This window comes from Bifidobacterium sp. LH_730 (assembly GCF_056355835.1).
In genome coordinates this window covers 145,613-162,543 of sequence record NZ_JBKETB010000002.1, presented here as the reverse complement: position 1 = coordinate 162,543, position 16,931 = coordinate 145,613, and the positions used below count along the sequence as shown (strand labels likewise).

Annotated in this window: 16 protein-coding genes; 9 read left to right on the top strand and 7 right to left on the bottom strand. The window is 62.7% G+C overall.

Annotated elements, in window-relative coordinates; translation table 11 throughout:
- Nucleotides 1-214 precede the first annotated feature (214 nt).
- Nucleotides 215-613, top strand: a complete 399-nt coding sequence (locus AC1AUD_RS03395) for a hypothetical protein (protein WP_476572093.1) — start codon at nt 215-217, stop codon at nt 611-613.
- Nucleotides 614-646: 33 nt separating this feature from the next.
- Here AC1AUD_RS03395 and AC1AUD_RS03390 read toward each other — a convergent pair whose 3' ends face one another.
- Nucleotides 647-925 (bottom strand): helix-turn-helix transcriptional regulator, encoded by a 279-nt coding sequence (locus tag AC1AUD_RS03390; protein WP_476572091.1) that lies wholly within the window; start codon nt 923-925, stop codon nt 647-649.
- Between the two features lie 106 nt (nt 926-1,031).
- On the opposite strand from AC1AUD_RS03390, the gene AC1AUD_RS03385 reads away from it, so the two are divergent.
- The gene (locus AC1AUD_RS03385; protein ID WP_476572089.1) at nt 1,032-1,928 is read left to right on the top strand and encodes a hypothetical protein; all 897 of its coding nucleotides are present in this window, start codon (nt 1,032-1,034) and stop codon (nt 1,926-1,928) included.
- A gap of 215 nt (nt 1,929-2,143) precedes the next feature.
- Here AC1AUD_RS03385 and AC1AUD_RS03380 read toward each other — a convergent pair whose 3' ends face one another.
- Nucleotides 2,144-3,379 carry an aminotransferase class V-fold PLP-dependent enzyme gene (locus AC1AUD_RS03380; protein WP_476572087.1) on the bottom strand — a complete coding sequence of 412 codons (1,236 nt, stop codon included), beginning with the start codon at nt 3,377-3,379 and terminating at the stop codon, nt 2,144-2,146.
- A 183-nt stretch (nt 3,380-3,562) separates the two neighbouring features.
- Here AC1AUD_RS03380 and AC1AUD_RS03375 point away from each other — a divergent pair, with 183 nt between their 5' ends.
- The 3 genes from AC1AUD_RS03375 (at nt 3,563) to AC1AUD_RS03365 (ending at nt 6,533) form a co-directional block, all read left to right on the top strand.
- Nucleotides 3,563-4,504: an Abi family protein gene (locus AC1AUD_RS03375; RefSeq protein ID WP_476572085.1), complete on the top strand. Its 942-nt coding sequence runs from the start codon at nt 3,563-3,565 to the stop codon at nt 4,502-4,504.
- A 190-nt stretch (nt 4,505-4,694) separates the two neighbouring features.
- Complete coding sequence (gene dtd, locus AC1AUD_RS03370) at nt 4,695-5,171, top strand: D-aminoacyl-tRNA deacylase (protein WP_476572083.1); 477 nt, start codon at nt 4,695-4,697, stop codon at nt 5,169-5,171.
- Nucleotides 5,172-5,282: 111 nt separating this feature from the next.
- Nucleotides 5,283-6,533, top strand: a complete 1,251-nt coding sequence (locus AC1AUD_RS03365; protein WP_476572081.1) for an AGE family epimerase/isomerase — start codon at nt 5,283-5,285, stop codon at nt 6,531-6,533.
- Nucleotides 6,534-6,723: 190 nt separating this feature from the next.
- Here AC1AUD_RS03365 and AC1AUD_RS03360 read toward each other — a convergent pair whose 3' ends face one another.
- From AC1AUD_RS03360 to AC1AUD_RS03340, 5 genes are all read right to left on the bottom strand, one after another.
- Nucleotides 6,724-7,629 (bottom strand): carbohydrate kinase family protein, encoded by a 906-nt coding sequence (locus tag AC1AUD_RS03360; RefSeq protein ID WP_476572079.1) that lies wholly within the window; start codon nt 7,627-7,629, stop codon nt 6,724-6,726.
- 291 nt (nt 7,630-7,920) lie between these two features.
- Nucleotides 7,921-9,183, bottom strand: a complete 1,263-nt coding sequence (locus AC1AUD_RS03355; protein WP_476572077.1) for an ROK family protein — start codon at nt 9,181-9,183, stop codon at nt 7,921-7,923.
- Nucleotides 9,184-9,260: 77 nt separating this feature from the next.
- Complete coding sequence (locus AC1AUD_RS03350; RefSeq protein ID WP_476572075.1) at nt 9,261-10,472, bottom strand: ROK family transcriptional regulator; 1,212 nt, start codon at nt 10,470-10,472, stop codon at nt 9,261-9,263.
- A 123-nt stretch (nt 10,473-10,595) separates the two neighbouring features.
- A complete protein-coding gene (locus AC1AUD_RS03345; protein WP_476572072.1) occupies nt 10,596-11,780 on the bottom strand; it encodes an ROK family protein in 1,185 nt (394 codons plus the stop codon).
- 99 nt (nt 11,781-11,879) lie between these two features.
- A complete protein-coding gene (locus AC1AUD_RS03340; protein WP_476572070.1) occupies nt 11,880-12,938 on the bottom strand; it encodes a LacI family DNA-binding transcriptional regulator in 1,059 nt (352 codons plus the stop codon).
- Between the two features lie 123 nt (nt 12,939-13,061).
- On the opposite strand from AC1AUD_RS03340, the gene AC1AUD_RS03335 reads away from it, so the two are divergent.
- From AC1AUD_RS03335 to AC1AUD_RS03320, 4 genes are read left to right on the top strand one after another with little or no spacing between them, the layout of a single operon-like run.
- Nucleotides 13,062-14,339, top strand: a complete 1,278-nt coding sequence (locus AC1AUD_RS03335) for an enolase C-terminal domain-like protein (protein ID WP_476572068.1) — start codon at nt 13,062-13,064, stop codon at nt 14,337-14,339.
- A 30-nt stretch (nt 14,340-14,369) separates the two neighbouring features.
- Nucleotides 14,370-15,161 carry an L-fucose dehydrogenase gene (locus tag AC1AUD_RS03330; protein ID WP_476572066.1) on the top strand — a complete coding sequence of 264 codons (792 nt, stop codon included), beginning with the start codon at nt 14,370-14,372 and terminating at the stop codon, nt 15,159-15,161.
- 29 nt (nt 15,162-15,190) lie between these two features.
- On the top strand, nt 15,191-15,997 hold the full coding sequence (locus AC1AUD_RS03325) for an amidohydrolase family protein (RefSeq protein WP_476572064.1): 807 nt from the start codon (nt 15,191-15,193) through the stop codon (nt 15,995-15,997).
- Nucleotides 15,994-16,926 carry a dihydrodipicolinate synthase family protein gene (locus AC1AUD_RS03320; protein ID WP_476572062.1) on the top strand — a complete coding sequence of 311 codons (933 nt, stop codon included), beginning with the start codon at nt 15,994-15,996 and terminating at the stop codon, nt 16,924-16,926. The genes AC1AUD_RS03325 and AC1AUD_RS03320 overlap by 4 nt, the downstream gene beginning before the upstream one ends.
- The last annotated feature ends 5 nt before the right edge of the window (nt 16,927-16,931 follow it).

Sequence of the window (16,931 nt, the reverse complement as noted above, 5' to 3'; positions counted from 1 at the left end):
CTAGGACAGACCATTAGGACGCCGAAAACGTTGAAATACCAACGATTAGGACACTAGGACAGCTAGGACGCTACACGCAACAAAAACCTAAGCCGGTAGGCGCGAGCATATCAAACAAAGATATAACCGAGAATGATTCTCAGCTCGGTATGCGACACCATGTCGGAACAGCGTGAACTATCAGCCGCTTGCAGTCAAGCGGAAAGGACGAACAATGAACAGCAACAACGACCGCGACGAACTCGGCAGGTTCGTGGAGGGCAACTACCCTAAGACGGGATTCCACACGAATCCTGAGCGACGGGCCACATTCCCCGGCAACCGTCATTCGATCAGTAAGGCCGCGCAACGATTGTTGGAAATGACAGACACTGAGCTTGAGGCGGAGCAAAACCGTGGTGACTTGACTCAGGCTGAGCAAATGGCTCTTTTGCTGATCGAGCAAGCCAAGCAAGGCGGAGTAGAAGGGCTGAGCGCTTTCAAGCAACTCGCAGATAGAGTTGAGGGGCGACCCAGCATCAGCGCCGATATCAACGAAACCAAGGTGGAGCCGCCCACAATCGTCATCCAAGGGTTCAACAGCAACCCGGACAATCGGCCGGATGTGTGCTGAGAACAACCGCGAGCGCTCGCCGATGCTCTCAACTCATTTGGCGCGCAGATCAGGCCATGGCTCGGGTAACAGATCGTCCACGCTGACGCCGAGCACCTGAGCCACGGCCATTACGTTGAGCAGACTGGGATTTGAAGGCGTTCCCGGCCGTGACTCGCCTTTCTCCAGCTGTTGGTATGAGAATCGCGACAGGTTGGCATTGTAGGCCACGTATTCCTGGCTGTAGCTACGCCGCGTTCGCTGTCGCTGGATGTTCAGCCCCAGTTCCTTGGCATATGCGGCCCATTCTTTGGGCACAGGCGTGTGTGGCATAGTTGCCAAGCTAAATGCGCGGGGATTAAGCTATAGCTTTACCGGTAAGGCTTAATTAGTAAAGCCTTACCGTCGAAAGACTCGGCGTCGAGAGAAGGAGCCCAGCATGAAGAAATCCCCGCGCAACATATCCCAGCCTGAAAGAGCGCTACAGCAGCCCATGCCTCCGGCTCGGGGCAAAAGCTCTTCCAATGGAAACGCGCCGAAGAAGCCCGTTTGGAAACGGTGGTGGTTCTGGCTCATCGTTGTAATACTGGTGATTGGCGTCGCCGCCTCCGGTTCGAATGGTTCCGGCGACAGCAAGAATGCGACTACGCTTGCAGACGGGCAGTCGGAATCTCTGGATTGGAAGAGTGCTGCCAAGGCCTGTGACGAGGCGACCAAGACGCACCTGTTCCCCGGGCAATCCTACGTTTCCCAAACAAATAAGAAGCTGGTCGATAACGTTTCCGAGACCTCTGCCTTCGTCGGCTATCACGCGGACATCGACGGTGTGACGTATATGATCCAGTGCCGGGTGATGGGGAATAAGACGAACCAGCAGGTAACTGATGCGAGCGCGAAAGCGTTGGGCGATAATCCCGACGAGCGCAAATGGAATGCTGAGGACGAGAAGCAGGCGAACGAGTCTCCGCAGGCCGAGCCGTCGGCAACCTATGGGCAATGGAGCGTCACCACGCCGGGAACCAATGAGGCTCTTACCGAGATCTGTCACAAGGCAAAGGCCGATCTTGCCGGTGCGACCGACGAACAGATCGAGCAGTCCAAGCAGTTCGTCATTGCCCACATTGACAATCCGACCGCCGACCAGGCGACCATGGAGGGTCTGATCTACCACGGTTACTTCCTTGAGCATGGCGCGAAGGACGAGAATCTAAGAAACGCCGGCATGGACGCCCTGCAAGCCGTGAAATACCAGTATCGGGGACATGTCAGCGAAACCGAGCAAAACGCCACACAAGAAAACATCCGACAAGTCAAGGAAGCCCTTGGGCTGCAATAGAATCGAGGTTAAGTAGATAGCGGTTGGTCTTGCATTTGAATTGCTGAATCAGCTGTATGGGTACCGTTTTAGGTACCAAAGAAAAATGTATTGTGTGGAAACCGTTGAAAGTACTGGGTTTATAGCTCTAGTGATGAGTTCCCCGCAGCTCCACTGTTCAAAAGCCGCCAGAAATGGCGGCTTTCTTGTATTTTCAACCATTCAACGGGTGGAACTCAGCTGCGCGACCATTCCATCAGCAATGGCACACAGCGTTTGGCGAATTCCTCATAGTCGGCTGCTGTGTTGTATGCATGAGAGGATAACCGCAAATAGCCCTTCCCATCAAAACAGGTAAACGCGCACTCTGCGTTGCCCTGCTCCAACATGGGGCGGCGCAAACCATCGGAACTATCATGGTCGCATCCCAGAGGGGCAGGAAGACGGACCAAGCGCATTGCCGGCGCGGGATTCGGCAACGAAACCATATGGTCCCGACCTGTGTGGTGCGCGAATGCGTCCGCCACCACGTACTGCCCGTAGTCCGCCAGCCGATTCACGTAGTCGCGAATCACCGGCCATCCGCCAAGTTCGCGATCAAGCGTGTCATAGGAGATCGGCGCCGTGATGAAACTTGTGTAATCAAGCGTGCCCTGCTCATTGAATCGGGGCCCGAAAGGCCCCTGGGGGTTCCATGAATCGATCAGCGGATGCAGTTCGTCGGCGAGCGTCTTGCTCCCCGCGATCAATACGGCGCATCCGCGTGGGGCACAAGCGAACTTATGCAGGTTGCCGATCCAATAATCCGCGCCGATCGCCGCGGGATCATCTTCGATCAGTCCGGGAGCATGGGCGCCGTCGACCAGCACGCGGGCATTGGAACGATCGTGAACCAACTGCGCTATCCGTTGGGCTGGGAACAGCGTGGCGGTGGCCGAAGTGATCTGATCGACGATTACCAGTCGCGTGTGCTCTCCCAACGCCGCCGCAATGCGTGCAACGATATCGTCATCCGAAGTGCCCAACGGGATGTGCACCCGCACGATGGACGCACCCGTTTGCATGGCACGAAACTCGGCTCCCATCACCACGGCGCCGTACCCATGATCGGTTACCACGATCTCGTCTCCGGGGCCAAACCGCAAGGCGTGCTCCACTGCACTGGCGCCGGCCGACGCATTGGGAACAAACGCCATGGTGTCGGGATTGGTGTGCAACCATGCGGCCACGTGTCTGCGCGCTGTCTCTAGGCGCTCATATACGTGCACAAACCACTTCACCGGCGCCGCTTCGGTTTCGCGCTGCAATTCGATTCTGCGTTCCAGCGTCGCATGTGGCACAGCGCCAAAAGATCCATGATTAAGATGCAGTATCTGCGGATCAAGATTCCACAATGATCTTGCCGGCGTGCCTGATCGCGTCATAAGCGGTTCGGGGCGTTCTGGAATGTCGTTGCGCAGCATGGTCTCCATGTGACGTTCCTTTCAGGGGCATCGTTACTCACAGTGTATTGCGCTGCTGAGCGGCGAGGTGCATGCAATCCAGCGTTTTTTGTGATATGCTTACCGGGCGATAAAGCTGGGCAGTGTCCAGTTCGTAAAAACCGCTTCCGGAGTCCCGGGGCGGTTTTTGCGCATCTAGGCGGGGGAGAATTGATGCACAAGCCGTTCATGTCAGTCGCCAATCAAGTGGAGTTACTTGCGTTCCGTGGGCTGGCAACGGATTCTCGTACCGCGTGGGTGCTTGAGCGTGAAGGCTACTATTCCGTCATTAACGGATACAAGATGCCGTTCTTGGATGGACGGAAGACAAAAGAGGCTGGCGATGACCGCTATCGTGATGGCGCATCGTTCAACGATATCTATACATTGTATGTGTTTGACCGCAATCTGCGATTCCTGTTCTTCCGTATGACCACCTTGTCGGAAGCCATCCTGAAAACGGTCTGTTCGCATGAGTTCACGAAACTGAACCCGGATGAGAAGAACCCTTATCTGAACATTGCAAACTATGCGGACAGCGGAGCGGCACATGAGAAGGCGGCGAAGCTTATTCCCCGATTAGAGAAGATCTTGCGCTTGAATGCGGAATCGGGGTACTCGGATAAGAAAGACTACCTCAAGCATTGCTTGGAACATCATGATGGTGAAGTCCCGCTGTGGGTGTTGTCCAATGATCTGACGCTGGGACAGGTGTACTGGTTCTTCCAATCCCAGAAAACCGAGGTGCGGGCGAACATCGCACGCAGTTTCACCGCATTGTACGAGGACTCGCATAAGTGCAAGGTGGAGGTCACGTCTCAGCGTCTCGACAGGATTTACCGCAGGATCAAGGATTACCGTAACATCTGCGCGCACGATGAGCGCCTGTACTGCGCCCATCCGCATGATTCAAATATCACGGTTTTTCAGCTTGCCAAGGATATGCAGTTCGTGACGGACAAACAGCGGTATCTCGAATTCCTGCAAGGTTTCGATTCACTGTTACTGCATCTACGAGAAGATATACCCGATTATTTTGATGCTGTGTGCGCGGAAATTGGTATGCGTTACCCGGGCGATCTGCAATTGTTTATGCAGCTTATACGTGAGAAATAAATCCGGGGAGGGCGATTAACTCAAGAATTGTGTACTGGGCTCAAGAATTGTGTACCGGGTTCCGGCAATGCGCTGCGGAAACATGGGGATTTCGGCGGTCGCGCGGTGACGTGGATACACAATTCCGGGGCCAAGTGCACAATTCTTGGGGCTGCGGCTGGTGTTGGCAGCCCCTGGATAGGATGGGCGTATGAAAGTTGTGTTGCAACGTGTCTCCAGCGCCTCGGTCGATGTGCTGAACGATCTTGGCGAGCCCGATCCCACCTTCCTGCCTGAGCAGATCGGTCCGGGCTATCTGCTGCTGGTCGGCGTCACCGATGCCGACGGCGACCGGCAGATCGAGTGGCTCGCGCATAAGATCCTGAATCTGCGCGTCTTCGAGGATGCCCAGGGCAAGATGAATCGTTCGATTCAGGACATCGGCGGCGAGATCCTGTCCGTCTCCCAGTTCACGCTGTTCGCCGATGTGAAGAAGGGCAATCGCCCCAGCTTCGTCAAGGCCGGTGCGCCCGAGCATGCGGATCTCATGTGGATCAAGTTCAACGAGGCATTGCGCAGCGGGGGAGTTCCGGTGCGCGAGGGGCGTTTCGGCGCGCATATGCGGGTCGGTCTGGTCAACGACGGCCCGGTGACCATCGTCATCGACACCGACGAACTGGGAGTCTGAAAGGTTTATCCTCTTTCGCCCGTGTGTCTGTCCGTTTTGCCCGCTAATGTATAAGCAGCTCTTATTAATAAGATGCGCGGATAAAAGATCGTCGTCAAAGGAGACTGCACAATGGCAGGGACCAACAGCCAGTACCAATACGGAACCCCGGAAAACCAGGCGTTGCTCGACCACGAGACCCGCGAGCTGCTTGCCTTCGGACGCAAGTTCCCCGCTCCCGGCGGCGGATCTTCCTGGCTTGACTCGCTGGGCGAGCCCGACCCCAGCCATGGCATCCAGACCTGGATCACCTGCCGTATGGCGCATGTCTACGCGCTTGGCGCGCTCTATGGCATGGACGGTGCCACCGAACTCGTCGACAAGGCGCTCGATGGCCTGAAGGGCCAGCTGCATGACGACGCCAACGGCGGCTGGTATCCCGAGGTGTCGGTCGAGGGCGTGCCCGCCCCCGGCAAGATCTGCTATACGCATGCCTTCGTGATCCTCGCCTCCGCCTCCGCCACGCTGATCGGCCGCCCCGGCGCCGCCGAACTGCTCGACGAGGCGCTCGCCACCTTCGACAAGCATTTCTGGGATGACGAGGCCGGCCTGGCCATCGACACCTGGAACACCGAATTCACCGAACTCGACCCCTACCGCGGCGTCAACGCCAATATGCACACCGTCGAGGCCTTCCTCGCCGTGGCCGATGTGACCGGGCGCGAGGAATACCGTGCGCGCGCCGGCCGCATCGCCGGGCATGTGATCGACTGGGCCTCGCGCAACGGTTGGCGCATCCCCGAGCACTTCCATGAGGACTGGTCCTTCGACCTCGAATGCAACGCCGACAAGCCCGACGACCAGTTCAAGCCCTATGGCGCCACGCCCGGCCATGGCATCGAGTGGGCGCGTCTGATCACCCAGTGGGCGCTGAGCTCCGATCTCGATGAGGAGCGCCGCGCGTCCGCCATCGAGGCCGCAGAGCATCTTTTCGCCCGTGCGCTCGAGGATGGCTGGAACCGCCATGGCACCGTGGGCCTCGCCTACACCACCGATTGGAACGGCGAGCCGGTCGTCACCGACCGCATGCACTGGACGCTGGCCGAGGGCGTCAACACGGCGGCCACACTCGCGGCCGTGACCGGCAGGCAGGAATACAAGGATTGGTATGCGACCTTCTGGGCCTATATCGACGAATACCTGCTCGACAAGGAGCATGGCTCTTGGTTCCATCAGCTCGACAAGGACAACCAGGTGATCGGCACCGTGTGGCCGGGCAAGTCCGACCTCTACCACGCCACCCAGTGCACGCTGATCCCGCGCCTCGACCCGGCGGTGTCGGTTGCGCCGGCGCTGAAGGCCGCCAACGGACTCAAGGGCTGAGTCTCGTCGCTCGGATAATAAAGAGCCGCTTGGCCTTGGGCCGGTTCCGGAGGAAATCCCTGGCCGGCCCGAGGGCAGGCGGCTTGTGCGTTGAATCGCTTGCTTTTCGTCGAAAAAGGGTGGGGCTTGGCCGGACCGGAGATTCCGGAGCGACCAAGCCCCACCCGTGCGTTTGTCTGCGCGGCCCGTCTCACTCGCCGTCGGCAGCGGCTTCGGCGACGTAATCGGGCATGGTCTCGGGATACTCCGGCCACGCGCCCTCCTGCGTGCACACGAAGGCCGCGGTGTTCACGGCGGCGCGGTGCGCCACGGCCAACGGCTCGCCGAGCAGGGTGTGCGCGGTGAAGGTGCCGGAGAAGGAGTCGCCCGCGCCCACGGTGTCGGCCACCTTGACACGCGGGGTGTTGATCGTGGAGGCCTCGCCGGTCTTCGTGATGATGGTGGAGAAGGCGGAGCCGCCGGTCAGGATGATGTAGTCCAGGCCGAAGCGCTCGATGAACCAACGGCAGGATTCGTCGTCGGAGGTGCCGCGGATGTCGAACATGTCCCGCAGCAGCAGCATCTCGTCGTCGTTGATCTTGAACACGGTGGCGGCCTCGAGCAGCTCCTCGATGAGCTCCTTGGAGTAGTGGTCGCCGCGCAGGTTGATGTCGAAGAACTTCATCGCGCCGGGCTTGGTGTGCTTGAGCAGCTCGGTGATCGTGGCATGCGACTCGGGGGAGCGCAGGGCCAGCGTGCCGTAGCACACGGCGTCGGCCTGGCCCACGGCCTCGAGCAGCTGGCGGGTGTAGAGGATGTGGTCCCAGGCCACGTTCTTGACGATCGTGTATTCAGGGATGCCGTTCTTCAGCGCCACCTCGACGGTGCTGGTCGGCCATGCGTTGCGCTGGATGATGGTGTGGATGCCGGCCTTGTCGGCCTCGGCCGCCAGTTCGTCGCCGAGCTCGTCCTCGCCGACGGCGCTGATGGACCAGCCGTCGCAGCCGTTCATCATGGAATGATAGGCGAAGTTGACGGGGGCGCCGCCCGCGCGCTTGCCGGTGGGGAGCATGTCCCACAGGAGTTCGCCGAGGGAGAGCACGATGGGCTTGGACATGGGGTTCCTTTCGTCGGGTGTGTTCACTGCGTCGTCGTTCGGCTTTGAATCTGAACTTGATTAAGATATTAACTAAGTTAATTATGTGATGCAAGCCGATGCCGGCACGGCGTGTCGGGCGTTATTCCGGGGCATGCCGAGATGTTGGAAGATGCGGCCGCCGTTCATGGATACGTATTTCAGCGATGCCGACGGCGGGCGGGTATGTGGTATTGCATGCTGAAGCGGCGATGCAGAAGCCGGACTGGGGCCACGGGTCTGATCGCGATATCGGTGCGTTGAAGCGGTCCGTCACCTCGCGAAGGCGGCGGGGTGGTCGAGGGCGTGCTCGATGGCGAGGGCCACGGCGCCGGAAAGGACGCCGTCGCCGGCCAAGTCGGTCAGCGTGATTTCGGTGCGGCGGGCCAGGGCGGGCGCGACGCGCTCGCCGACGACGGCGCGGGCGGCCTCGAGCAGCGGCTCGCCGGCTTCGGCCATGAGGTCGCCGAGCACGATGAGACCGGGGTCGTAGGCGTTGATGACGTTCACGCAGGCATAGCCGACGAAGGCGCCGATCCGGCGCACCTCGGCAAGCGCCCATTCCTCGCCGTCGGCGGCCAGCGCGAACAGGCCTCGGCATGCGGCGATGGGGGAGGTGCCGCCCGGGGCCGTCATGCCCCCGGAGTCAGCCATGGTCTCGGAGATGGCCCCGAAAACACGTTCGAGGCGGTTCTCGGGCAGTCGCGAGGCGACCGCGCTGGCCGAGCAATACAACTCCAGACATCCGCGGTTGCCGCATTTGCACACCGGGCCGTTCACGTCAATCGATATATGTCCAATCTCTCCTGCGCCGCCATGCACCCCGGCCAGCAGCCGGTCGTGGTCGATGACGCCCAGTCCCACGCCTTCGCCGAGCAGCAGGTAGGCGAGCGAATCGGCGCCGGCGCAGCGCGCGGAAAGCAGCTTGTGGGCCAACGCGCCCGCGCCCGCGTCATGCTCGATCCACACTGGCACCTCGAAGGCCTCGAGGAACGAGGAACGAAAATCGATTGATTCCCAGTCGTTGGCGATGGTGACGACGGCGATGCGCCCGTCCTCGGGAAGATACGGCCCCGGAATCGTGATGCCGACCGCCACGATGGCGGGATCCTCGGCCAGGCGCGCGCGTATCCAGTCCTGCGTGCGGGAGACGACCCGGCGCGCGTCCTCGTCGGCGCCGACGTGCAGCGTCGCGCGCGCCGCGTCGGCGGCCGGATGCCCTTCCAGCGTGAACACGCCCATCGTCACCGAGCTGCGTTCGAAGGTCACGCCGATGACACGGTATCGCTCGCCATTGAGGCATAGCCCGATGGAGCGGCGCCCGGCCCGGCCCGCGATGGTGCCGGTCTCCTTGATCGCGCCGATGTCGATGAGATCGCCCGCGATCTTCGTGATGGCCGTGGGGGTGAGCCCCACCGCGCGCGCGATGTCGGCGCGCGAGCACACGCCGCGGCGGTACAGGGCGCGGATGACGCGCGCGCGGTTGTATTGCGTCAGCGCCGCGACGTTGCCGTGTTGTTCGATGCCTTGGGCCATGCGTGTCCCTCCTGCCGTGTCCGCATCCATCCTAGGTTGTTCATATGATCGCAAGTGCCGCCGCTGGCGCAGCGCGCTCAGGACAAGTCGAGGAATTCCGAGGGATGCTCCAGGAACTGTGTGGCGGCCACCGCCGCGGCGCCGGAGACGGCCGCGTCGGTGGGCAGCGCGGACAGCGCGATGTCGGTGGCCTTGGCGAGTTCGGGAATCGCGCGGCTCCTCACCACGGCCTTCACCTCGTCGAGCAGCGGCTCGCCGGCCTCGGCGACGATATCGCCGATGACGATGCGTTCGGGATTGAAGGCGTTGAAGATGGTCACGCAGCCATAGCCGACGTATCGGCCGATCTCCCGCACCATCGCGACGGCCGCTTCATCGCCGCCGCGCGCCAGCTCGAAGAGCGCGCGGCAGGCCTCGGCGTGCCCCATGGCCGCCGAGCCGGGCACGATGCCGGCGTCGTCAAGCATGGCGTGGATGGCGGGCGCGGAGCAATACCGCTCCAAGCAGCCGACGTTGCCGCAGTCGCAGGGACGCCCGTTCACGTCGATCGAGACATGTCCGATCTCGGTGGCCGCGCCGAGCGCGCCGTTGACGAGCGCGCCGTGGTCGATGACGCCCAGTCCCACGCCTTCGCCGACCAGATAATAGGCCATGCAGTCGCAGGCCGAATCCGGGTCGAAGAGGCGTTGGGCGAGCGCGCCGGCGCGGGCGTCCTGTTCGAGGAAGACGGGCACGTCGAAGGCGTGCGCGAATTCGTCGAGGAAATTGACCCGCCGCCAGCCCTGCATCGAGGAGACGATGGCGGTGCGCCCCGCCTGTCGCAGATACGGCCCGGGCACGGCCATGCCGACTGCCACGACGGCCGCGTCGTCGGCCAGCAATGCGCGGACACGGGCGCGCACCTCGTCAAGCGTCTCGCCGATGCGCTCCTCGGTGACGGGCGGAAGCGTTTCGAAATGCAGCCGGCGGCCGTCGAGATCGAAGACGCCGATGAACACAAGCGAACGGGCGAATTTGACGCCGATGACATGGAAACGCGTGGTGTTGATCTTCAGCCCGATGGAGCGGCTGTTGCGCGCGCCCTCGATGCCGCCGGTCTCCTCGATGACACCGGCCTCGATGAGGCGCGCGGTGATCTTCGTGATGGCCGCGGGCGTCAGCCGCAACGCCTTGGCGATCTGCGCGCGCGAGCAGATGCCGTTGCGATACAGGTGCATGAGTATGCGCGAGCGATTGGATTCGGAGACGGTGGCCTGCGAGGCGCCCACGGCGCCGGATGCTGCGTTCATATGTGTCTCCCCGTTCGATGCGGTGGCTGGTGCGCGGCAAGGGACATGCCGGCGATACCTAGGATATAATGCCGTTAATAGATGAACGCAATTAATTTGGGTGTCGCCAATGGCCGCGCGCCGTCAGATGCGGTGGAGCGCGGACTGCAGCACGGAGATGCTTTCGCCGCGCAGCACGATGTCGTCGCCGTATTCGCAGCGCCGCACGGCGATATGCGTGCGGCAGTGCGAGGCGGCGAAGTCGTTGATCGCATCCTCGGCGCCTTTGAGGAAGGCGTCGTCGACGATGTCATGCGGCCCCCAGACCGCCACGTCGTTGAGGTCGATGAGACTGGTCGCCATGGCCAGCGTGCGGCCGAGCAGGCGGCCGGCCTCGCCGAGCACCATGGCCGGGTCCTCGCCGTCCGCCAGGATGCGCCGGCGCAGGGTGTTCGGCGCGATGACGGCCTCGAGGCAGCCTCGCCGCCCGCACACGCATTCGGGGCCGTGCTCGTCGACGACGACGTGGCCGATCTCGCCCGATGCGTGGTTCTCGCCGAGCACGATGGAGTCGTCGATCAGCAGCGCCGCGCCCACGCCCGAGGTGATCTGCACGAACAACGCGTTCGGCCCGGCCTCGCCGAAGAACCGCTCGGTCAGCAGCGCGCTGTTGGCGTCGTTGTCGACGACACAGGGCAGTCCCAACCGTGCCGTCACGGCCTCGCCGAGCGCCAGTCCGGACCATCCGAGGTTGTTCGAATCGACGACGGTGCCATGGTCGTCGACGACGCCCGGCACCGCGATGCCTACTCCCAGCGGCTCGCCGGAGGCGCGTCCTGCGAATTCGACGGCCAGATCGACGACGTCCTTGGCCTCGAGCGCGCCTCCGCGGGGCACCGGCCGCTCGATCCGTTCGAGGGGGAAGCCCAGGATATTGGTCACCGCGCCGCGGATGAGCCGCGGCTGCGACAGGTCGATCGCCACGATGTTCCAATGCAATGGGTCGACGCCGACGAGCGTGCCTTTCTTGCCTCGTCTCGAGGGATTCTCGCGGCCCGCCTCCATGAGGATATGGGCGTCGATGAGCTCGGAGACGACCTCGGAGACCGACACACGCGACAGCCCGGTGCGTCTGCCGATCTGCGCGCGCGACATCGCCGCGTTGGGGAACAGGAGATTGAAGACCATCATGCGGTTGTTGATGCGCGCGATGGTCGGATCGGTTTTCGTGGCGATCGCCATCAGCGGCATCAGGAAGGACGGGCGGGGTTTCCCGGCCTCGTCGTCGGGCCGTTCGACGTCGCGTTCCATGTCGCGTAGCGCAGTCATGTCGGACTCCTTGCCGGTGATGGTCGTCTTCCGCGCGGCGTCGGCGCCAGCGGAGGAGGGATGCGGGGTGTATGCCAATAAGTATAGGTGCCGCCGGCCCTAGCCGCGGGGCGCGACGCAGCTGTCGCGGACCTTGAGCTGGGTGGGCAGTATTTGGTAATGCTGCATCCGGCCTTCGCCACGCGCGTCGAGAATCAGGTCGATGGCGCGCCGCGCGATCAGTTCGAAGGGTTGGGTGACCGTGGTCAGCGCCGGATGCATATAGGCGGCGGGATAGACGTCGTCGAAGCCGACGACCGACAGTTCATCAGGCAACGAAATGCCACGTTGGCGAGCGGCCTTGTACACGCTCACCGCGCTCAGGTCGTTGAAGGCAAATATGGCGGTGGGCCGCTTGTCCCGCGGCAGGTCCAGCAGCTTTGATGCCGCCTCGAAGGCCCGATCGGGCTCGTAGTCGCCGATCTGAATCAGCTCCTCATCGATGGGGATGCCTGCGCGTTTCAAGGCGGTCTCGTAGCCGGACAGGCGCGCCTGCGAGGACTGGGAGTCCTCCGGTCCGGTGATTGCGCCGATGCGCCGATGCCCGAGCCCGGTCAGGTGCTCGGTGGCGATCAGACCGCTGGTCCAGTTGTCGATGCCCACGCCGAGTGTATCCACGCCGACCTGACCGACCGGGTCGATGATGACATAGGGGATGCCGCGCGAGACCAGCAGTTTCTCCTCCTCTGGGGTGATGTCGCTCAGCAGCAGGATGACGCCCAGCGGGTTGCGGTCGAAGGCTCCGCGCAGGCATTCGCCGATGCCTTTGCGCACGCCGTCCGTCCGGTCGGTGGTTCCGGTGGCGGACACGGTGATGCCGATGTGAAACTCTCTCGCATATACGGTCGCATGCCGGATCATCTCGATCGTGCCGTTGTTTTCGACGGCCTTGACCACGAGCTCGATCGTGCTGGAGGTCTTCGTGGTCGGCAGCGGCTTGCGGTATCCATGCTGTTCGAGCAGCTTCTCCACGCGGCGGCGCGTGGCTGCGGAAACACCCTCGCGTCCGTTGATGACCTTGGACACAGTAGCAGCGGAGACACCGGCGAGTTTCGCGATGTCGGCGATGTGGAGTTTGGCGGAGCCTTCTTTGGCGCCGTTCGTTGTTTTCGTCGTCATATGTGTTATGGTACCCGGTTCCAAGGAAATGGATTAAGAAAATTTCGTAATAAAAATAGAAAAAATCTTCATAAGGTGCTACATTGGTTTCGGCAACACCGGACGCATGACAAAGGAGCGTGCATGAGCACCATCACCAAGGTCACCACATATGACTTCCGTTTCCCGACATCCTCGACGCTCTCCGGTTCCGACGCGATGAACCCGGACCCGGACTACTCGTCGGCCTATGTCGTCGTCGAGACCTCCGACGGGGACGCCGGCAACGGATTCGTGTTCACGATCGGCCGGGGCAACGACGTGGTGTGCAAGGCCATCGACTCGATAGGCGAGCGGCTCATCGGGCGCGACGCCGAGGCGCTGCTCGACGATATGAAGGGCGCGTGGGATCTATTCGTCCACGATTCGCAGCTGCGCTGGCTCGGCCCTGAGAAAGGCGTTGAGCACATGGCCATCGGCGCCGTGCTCTCCGCGCTGTGGGACTTGAAGGCCCGCCGCGCGGACAAGCCGCTGTGGCTGCTGCTCGCCGAGATGGAGCCCGAGGAGCTTGTTTCGACGCTCGACTTCCGTTACCTGACGGACGCGCTGACGCCCGAGGAGGCCGTCGAGATCCTTAGGGAGGGGTGCCAGGGCAAGGCGGAGCGCATCGCGCATCTGAAGGAGGCCGGATATCCCGGATATTCCACCGCCGCCGGCTGGCTCGGATATTCGGACGAGAAGATGGTCGCCCTCGCCAAGGAGGAGACCAGGCGGATGGGCTTCAAGCAGATCAAGCTCAAGGTCGGCCAGAACCTCGAGGACGACCTACGGCGCCTGGCCAAGGGCCGCGAGGCCGTCGGCCCTGACATCGCGATCGCGGTCGACGCCAACCAGGTGTGGGACGTGCCCACCGCCATCGACTGGATTGGCAGGTTCAGGGACTTCGACCTGGCCTGGGTGGAGGAGCCCACCTGCCCTGACGACGTGCTCGGCCACGCCGCCATCCAGCGCGCCATCGACCCGATTCCGGTGGCCACCGGCGAGCAGATGCAGAACCGCGTCATGTACAAGCAGTATCTGCAGGCCGGCTCCTTCAAGGTCATGCAGATCGACGCGACCCGCGTCGCCGGACCGCAGGAGATCGTGCTCGAATATCTGCTCGCGAAGAAGTTCGGCGTCAAGGTCTGCCCCCACGCCGGCGGCGTCGGCCTGTGCGAAGCCGTGTGCCACTTCGCGATGTTCGACTACGTGGCCGTCTCGGGCGAGATGGAGGACCGCGTCATCGAATACGTCGACAACCAGCACGAATACTTCGTCCATCCGACCGAAATCAGGAACGGACGGTATGTCGCGCCGAGCGCGCCCGGCAACGGCACCGAGATGAGGCTCGAGGCGTGCATGCCGTATCTGCACCGAGGCTGAGCGGCGGGACCACAGGGAAAGGAACATGACATGGATTTGCATTTGAAGAACAAGGTCATCATCGTCACCGGTGGATTCAAGGGCATCGGCAAAGGAATCGTCATGCGGCTGGCCGAGGAGGGAGCCATCCCCGTCGTCCTCAACCGCGCGGACGGCGAGGAAGAGACCTTCCACAGGGACATCGAGAAGATCACCGACACATACGCGGTGCATTGCCTCGACCTGAACGACACCGACGCCATCGCGCCGATCGTCGACAGCACCGTCGAACGCTTCGGGCATATCGACGGCATCGTCAACAACGCGGGGCGCAATGACAACCTCGACCTGGAGACGACTGACTGGCGTGCCTTCGAGGCGTCGTTACACGGCAATCTCACGCACTACTACGAACTCGTCCACCAGTCGGTCGGTGAATTGAAGCGCAACCGCGGCGCGGTCGTCAACATCGGTTCGAAGACCGCACTGACCGGGCAGGGCAAGACCAGTGCCTACGCGGCCGCCAAGGGCGCGATCCTGGGCCTGACCCGCGAATGGGCGGCCGCGCTCGCCCCCGACGGCGTGCGCGTCAACGCCGTCGTCGTGGCTGAGGCGTGGACGCCGCTCTATGCCAACTGGATCAAGACCTTCGGTGACGAGGAGGCGCAGCGGGCGCAGCTGAAGAAGATCACCGACCGCATCCCGCTGGGTCACCGCATGACCGGCACCGACGAGATCGCCGACACAGTGGCCTTCCTGCTGTCCGACCGCGCCTCGCACACCACTGGACAGTGGGTGTTTCCCGACGGCGGCTACGTCCATCTCGACCGGGCGCTCGACTGAGCCGTGGGGCCATGGCGGAAGGACATCCCATGCAGCGCATCATCGACTCGCATTTCCACGTCTGGGATCCGGCCGTCCAGTCCTTGCCCTGGCTCGAGGACGCGGACCCGTCGCTGAGCCGGCGATGGACCTTCGACCAGCTGGCGGAGGCCTACGCCGGAACGTCTGGCGTCGCCTTCCTCGGCGGCGTCTACGTCGAGGTCGACGTGGCCGATCCGCTCGCCGAGGACCTTCTCGTAGCCCGTCTGCGCGACCCGCGCATCCTCGGCCATGTCATGCGCTCCCAGGTCGGTCCGGCCATGCGCGTCACCGTCTACGCCGACGGCGTGCGCGAACCGCTGCATGTGCCCTCGGCCGCGCCCGGGCGATGCCGCGAAACCTCCTTCGTCGAGGGGCTGCGCGCCCTGGGGCGACGCGGGCTGGCCTTCGACGCCTGCATGCGTGTCGGTGAGCTCAACGACCTGGCCGCCGCCTGCCGCGAGGCGCCGGAGACCACCGTCGTGCTCGACCATATGGGCAACGCGATGCCGGAGAGCTTCGACGGCGAATACCGATCCGCGATGCGCGCGCTCGCCGCCTGTCCGAACGTGGCCGTGAAGGTCTCCGGATATCCGACCGCTGACGCCGCCTTCGTGCGCGACCTGCTGTCCTTCGCCCGCGACACCTTCGCCCCGGAACGGCTGATGTATGCCTCCAACTGGCCCGTCGTCGCGTCCTATGGCTCGTTCGAGGAGCATCTGGGCCGGCTGCTCGACGTCTTCGGCGCCGACGACGGCTTCTTCGCGGCCAACGCCGCGCGCATCTATCACCTGCAAGTGAAAGGAATTACGAAATGACCTTCGAAACCACTGATGTGAATGTTTCCGGCACTGATGCCGCCCCCATGTTTGATGGTGTGTTTTGTCCGTCGGTTACGCCGATGGGTGATGATGGTTCGGTTGATTATGAGAATTGGGGTCGTCATCTGGATCATCTGGCCGATGCGGGGATCGATGGGGTGTTGTTGTTCGGTTCGATCGGCGAGTTCTATGCGGTGGATGTGGCGGAGAAGGCGCGTGCGGTGGAGTTCGCCGTCAAGCGCGTGGCCGGCCGCATGAAGGTGCTGGTCGGCGTGGGGGACACGGATCTGGAGCGGGTGACGTACTTGTTGCGCCGGGCCGGGGAGGCGGGGGCGGACGCGTTGGTGGCGGTGTCCCCGTATTACTTCGGTCCCTCGGATGGGGCGGCGCGGCGGTATTTCGCCGCGGTGACGGGCGCGTCGGGTCTGCCGGTGGTGTTGTATAACTTCCCGGCGCGCACGGGCTCGGACCTGTCCCCGGAGTTGGTAGCGTCCCTGGCGGGGGAGTTTGCGTCGATTGTGGGTGTGAAGGACACGGTGGATACGATCAGCCACACGCGCAGGGTGATCGCGGGGGTGCGTGGCGTGCGTCCGGGGTTCTCGGTGTTGTCGGGGTATGACGAGTATTACCTGGTGAACCGGGTGTCGGGTGGCAACGGGGTGTTGTGTGGGTTGACGAATGTGGAGCCGGAGACGTTCGTGGCGATGGACCGCGCGTGGAAGGCCGGGGATCTTGCGACGGCGGTGCGCATGGCGGAGCGCGTGAGCTTTTTGATGCGTGTGTATGATTGCGCGGATTTGTTCATCAGCGCGATCAAGGGCGCGGTGAGGGCCAAGGGCCTGCCGATCTCGACCATGGTGCGCGAACCCGCCATACAACTCACCGACGAACAATACCGTCATATCCAGGAGATCCTTGCGAAATAGAGGAA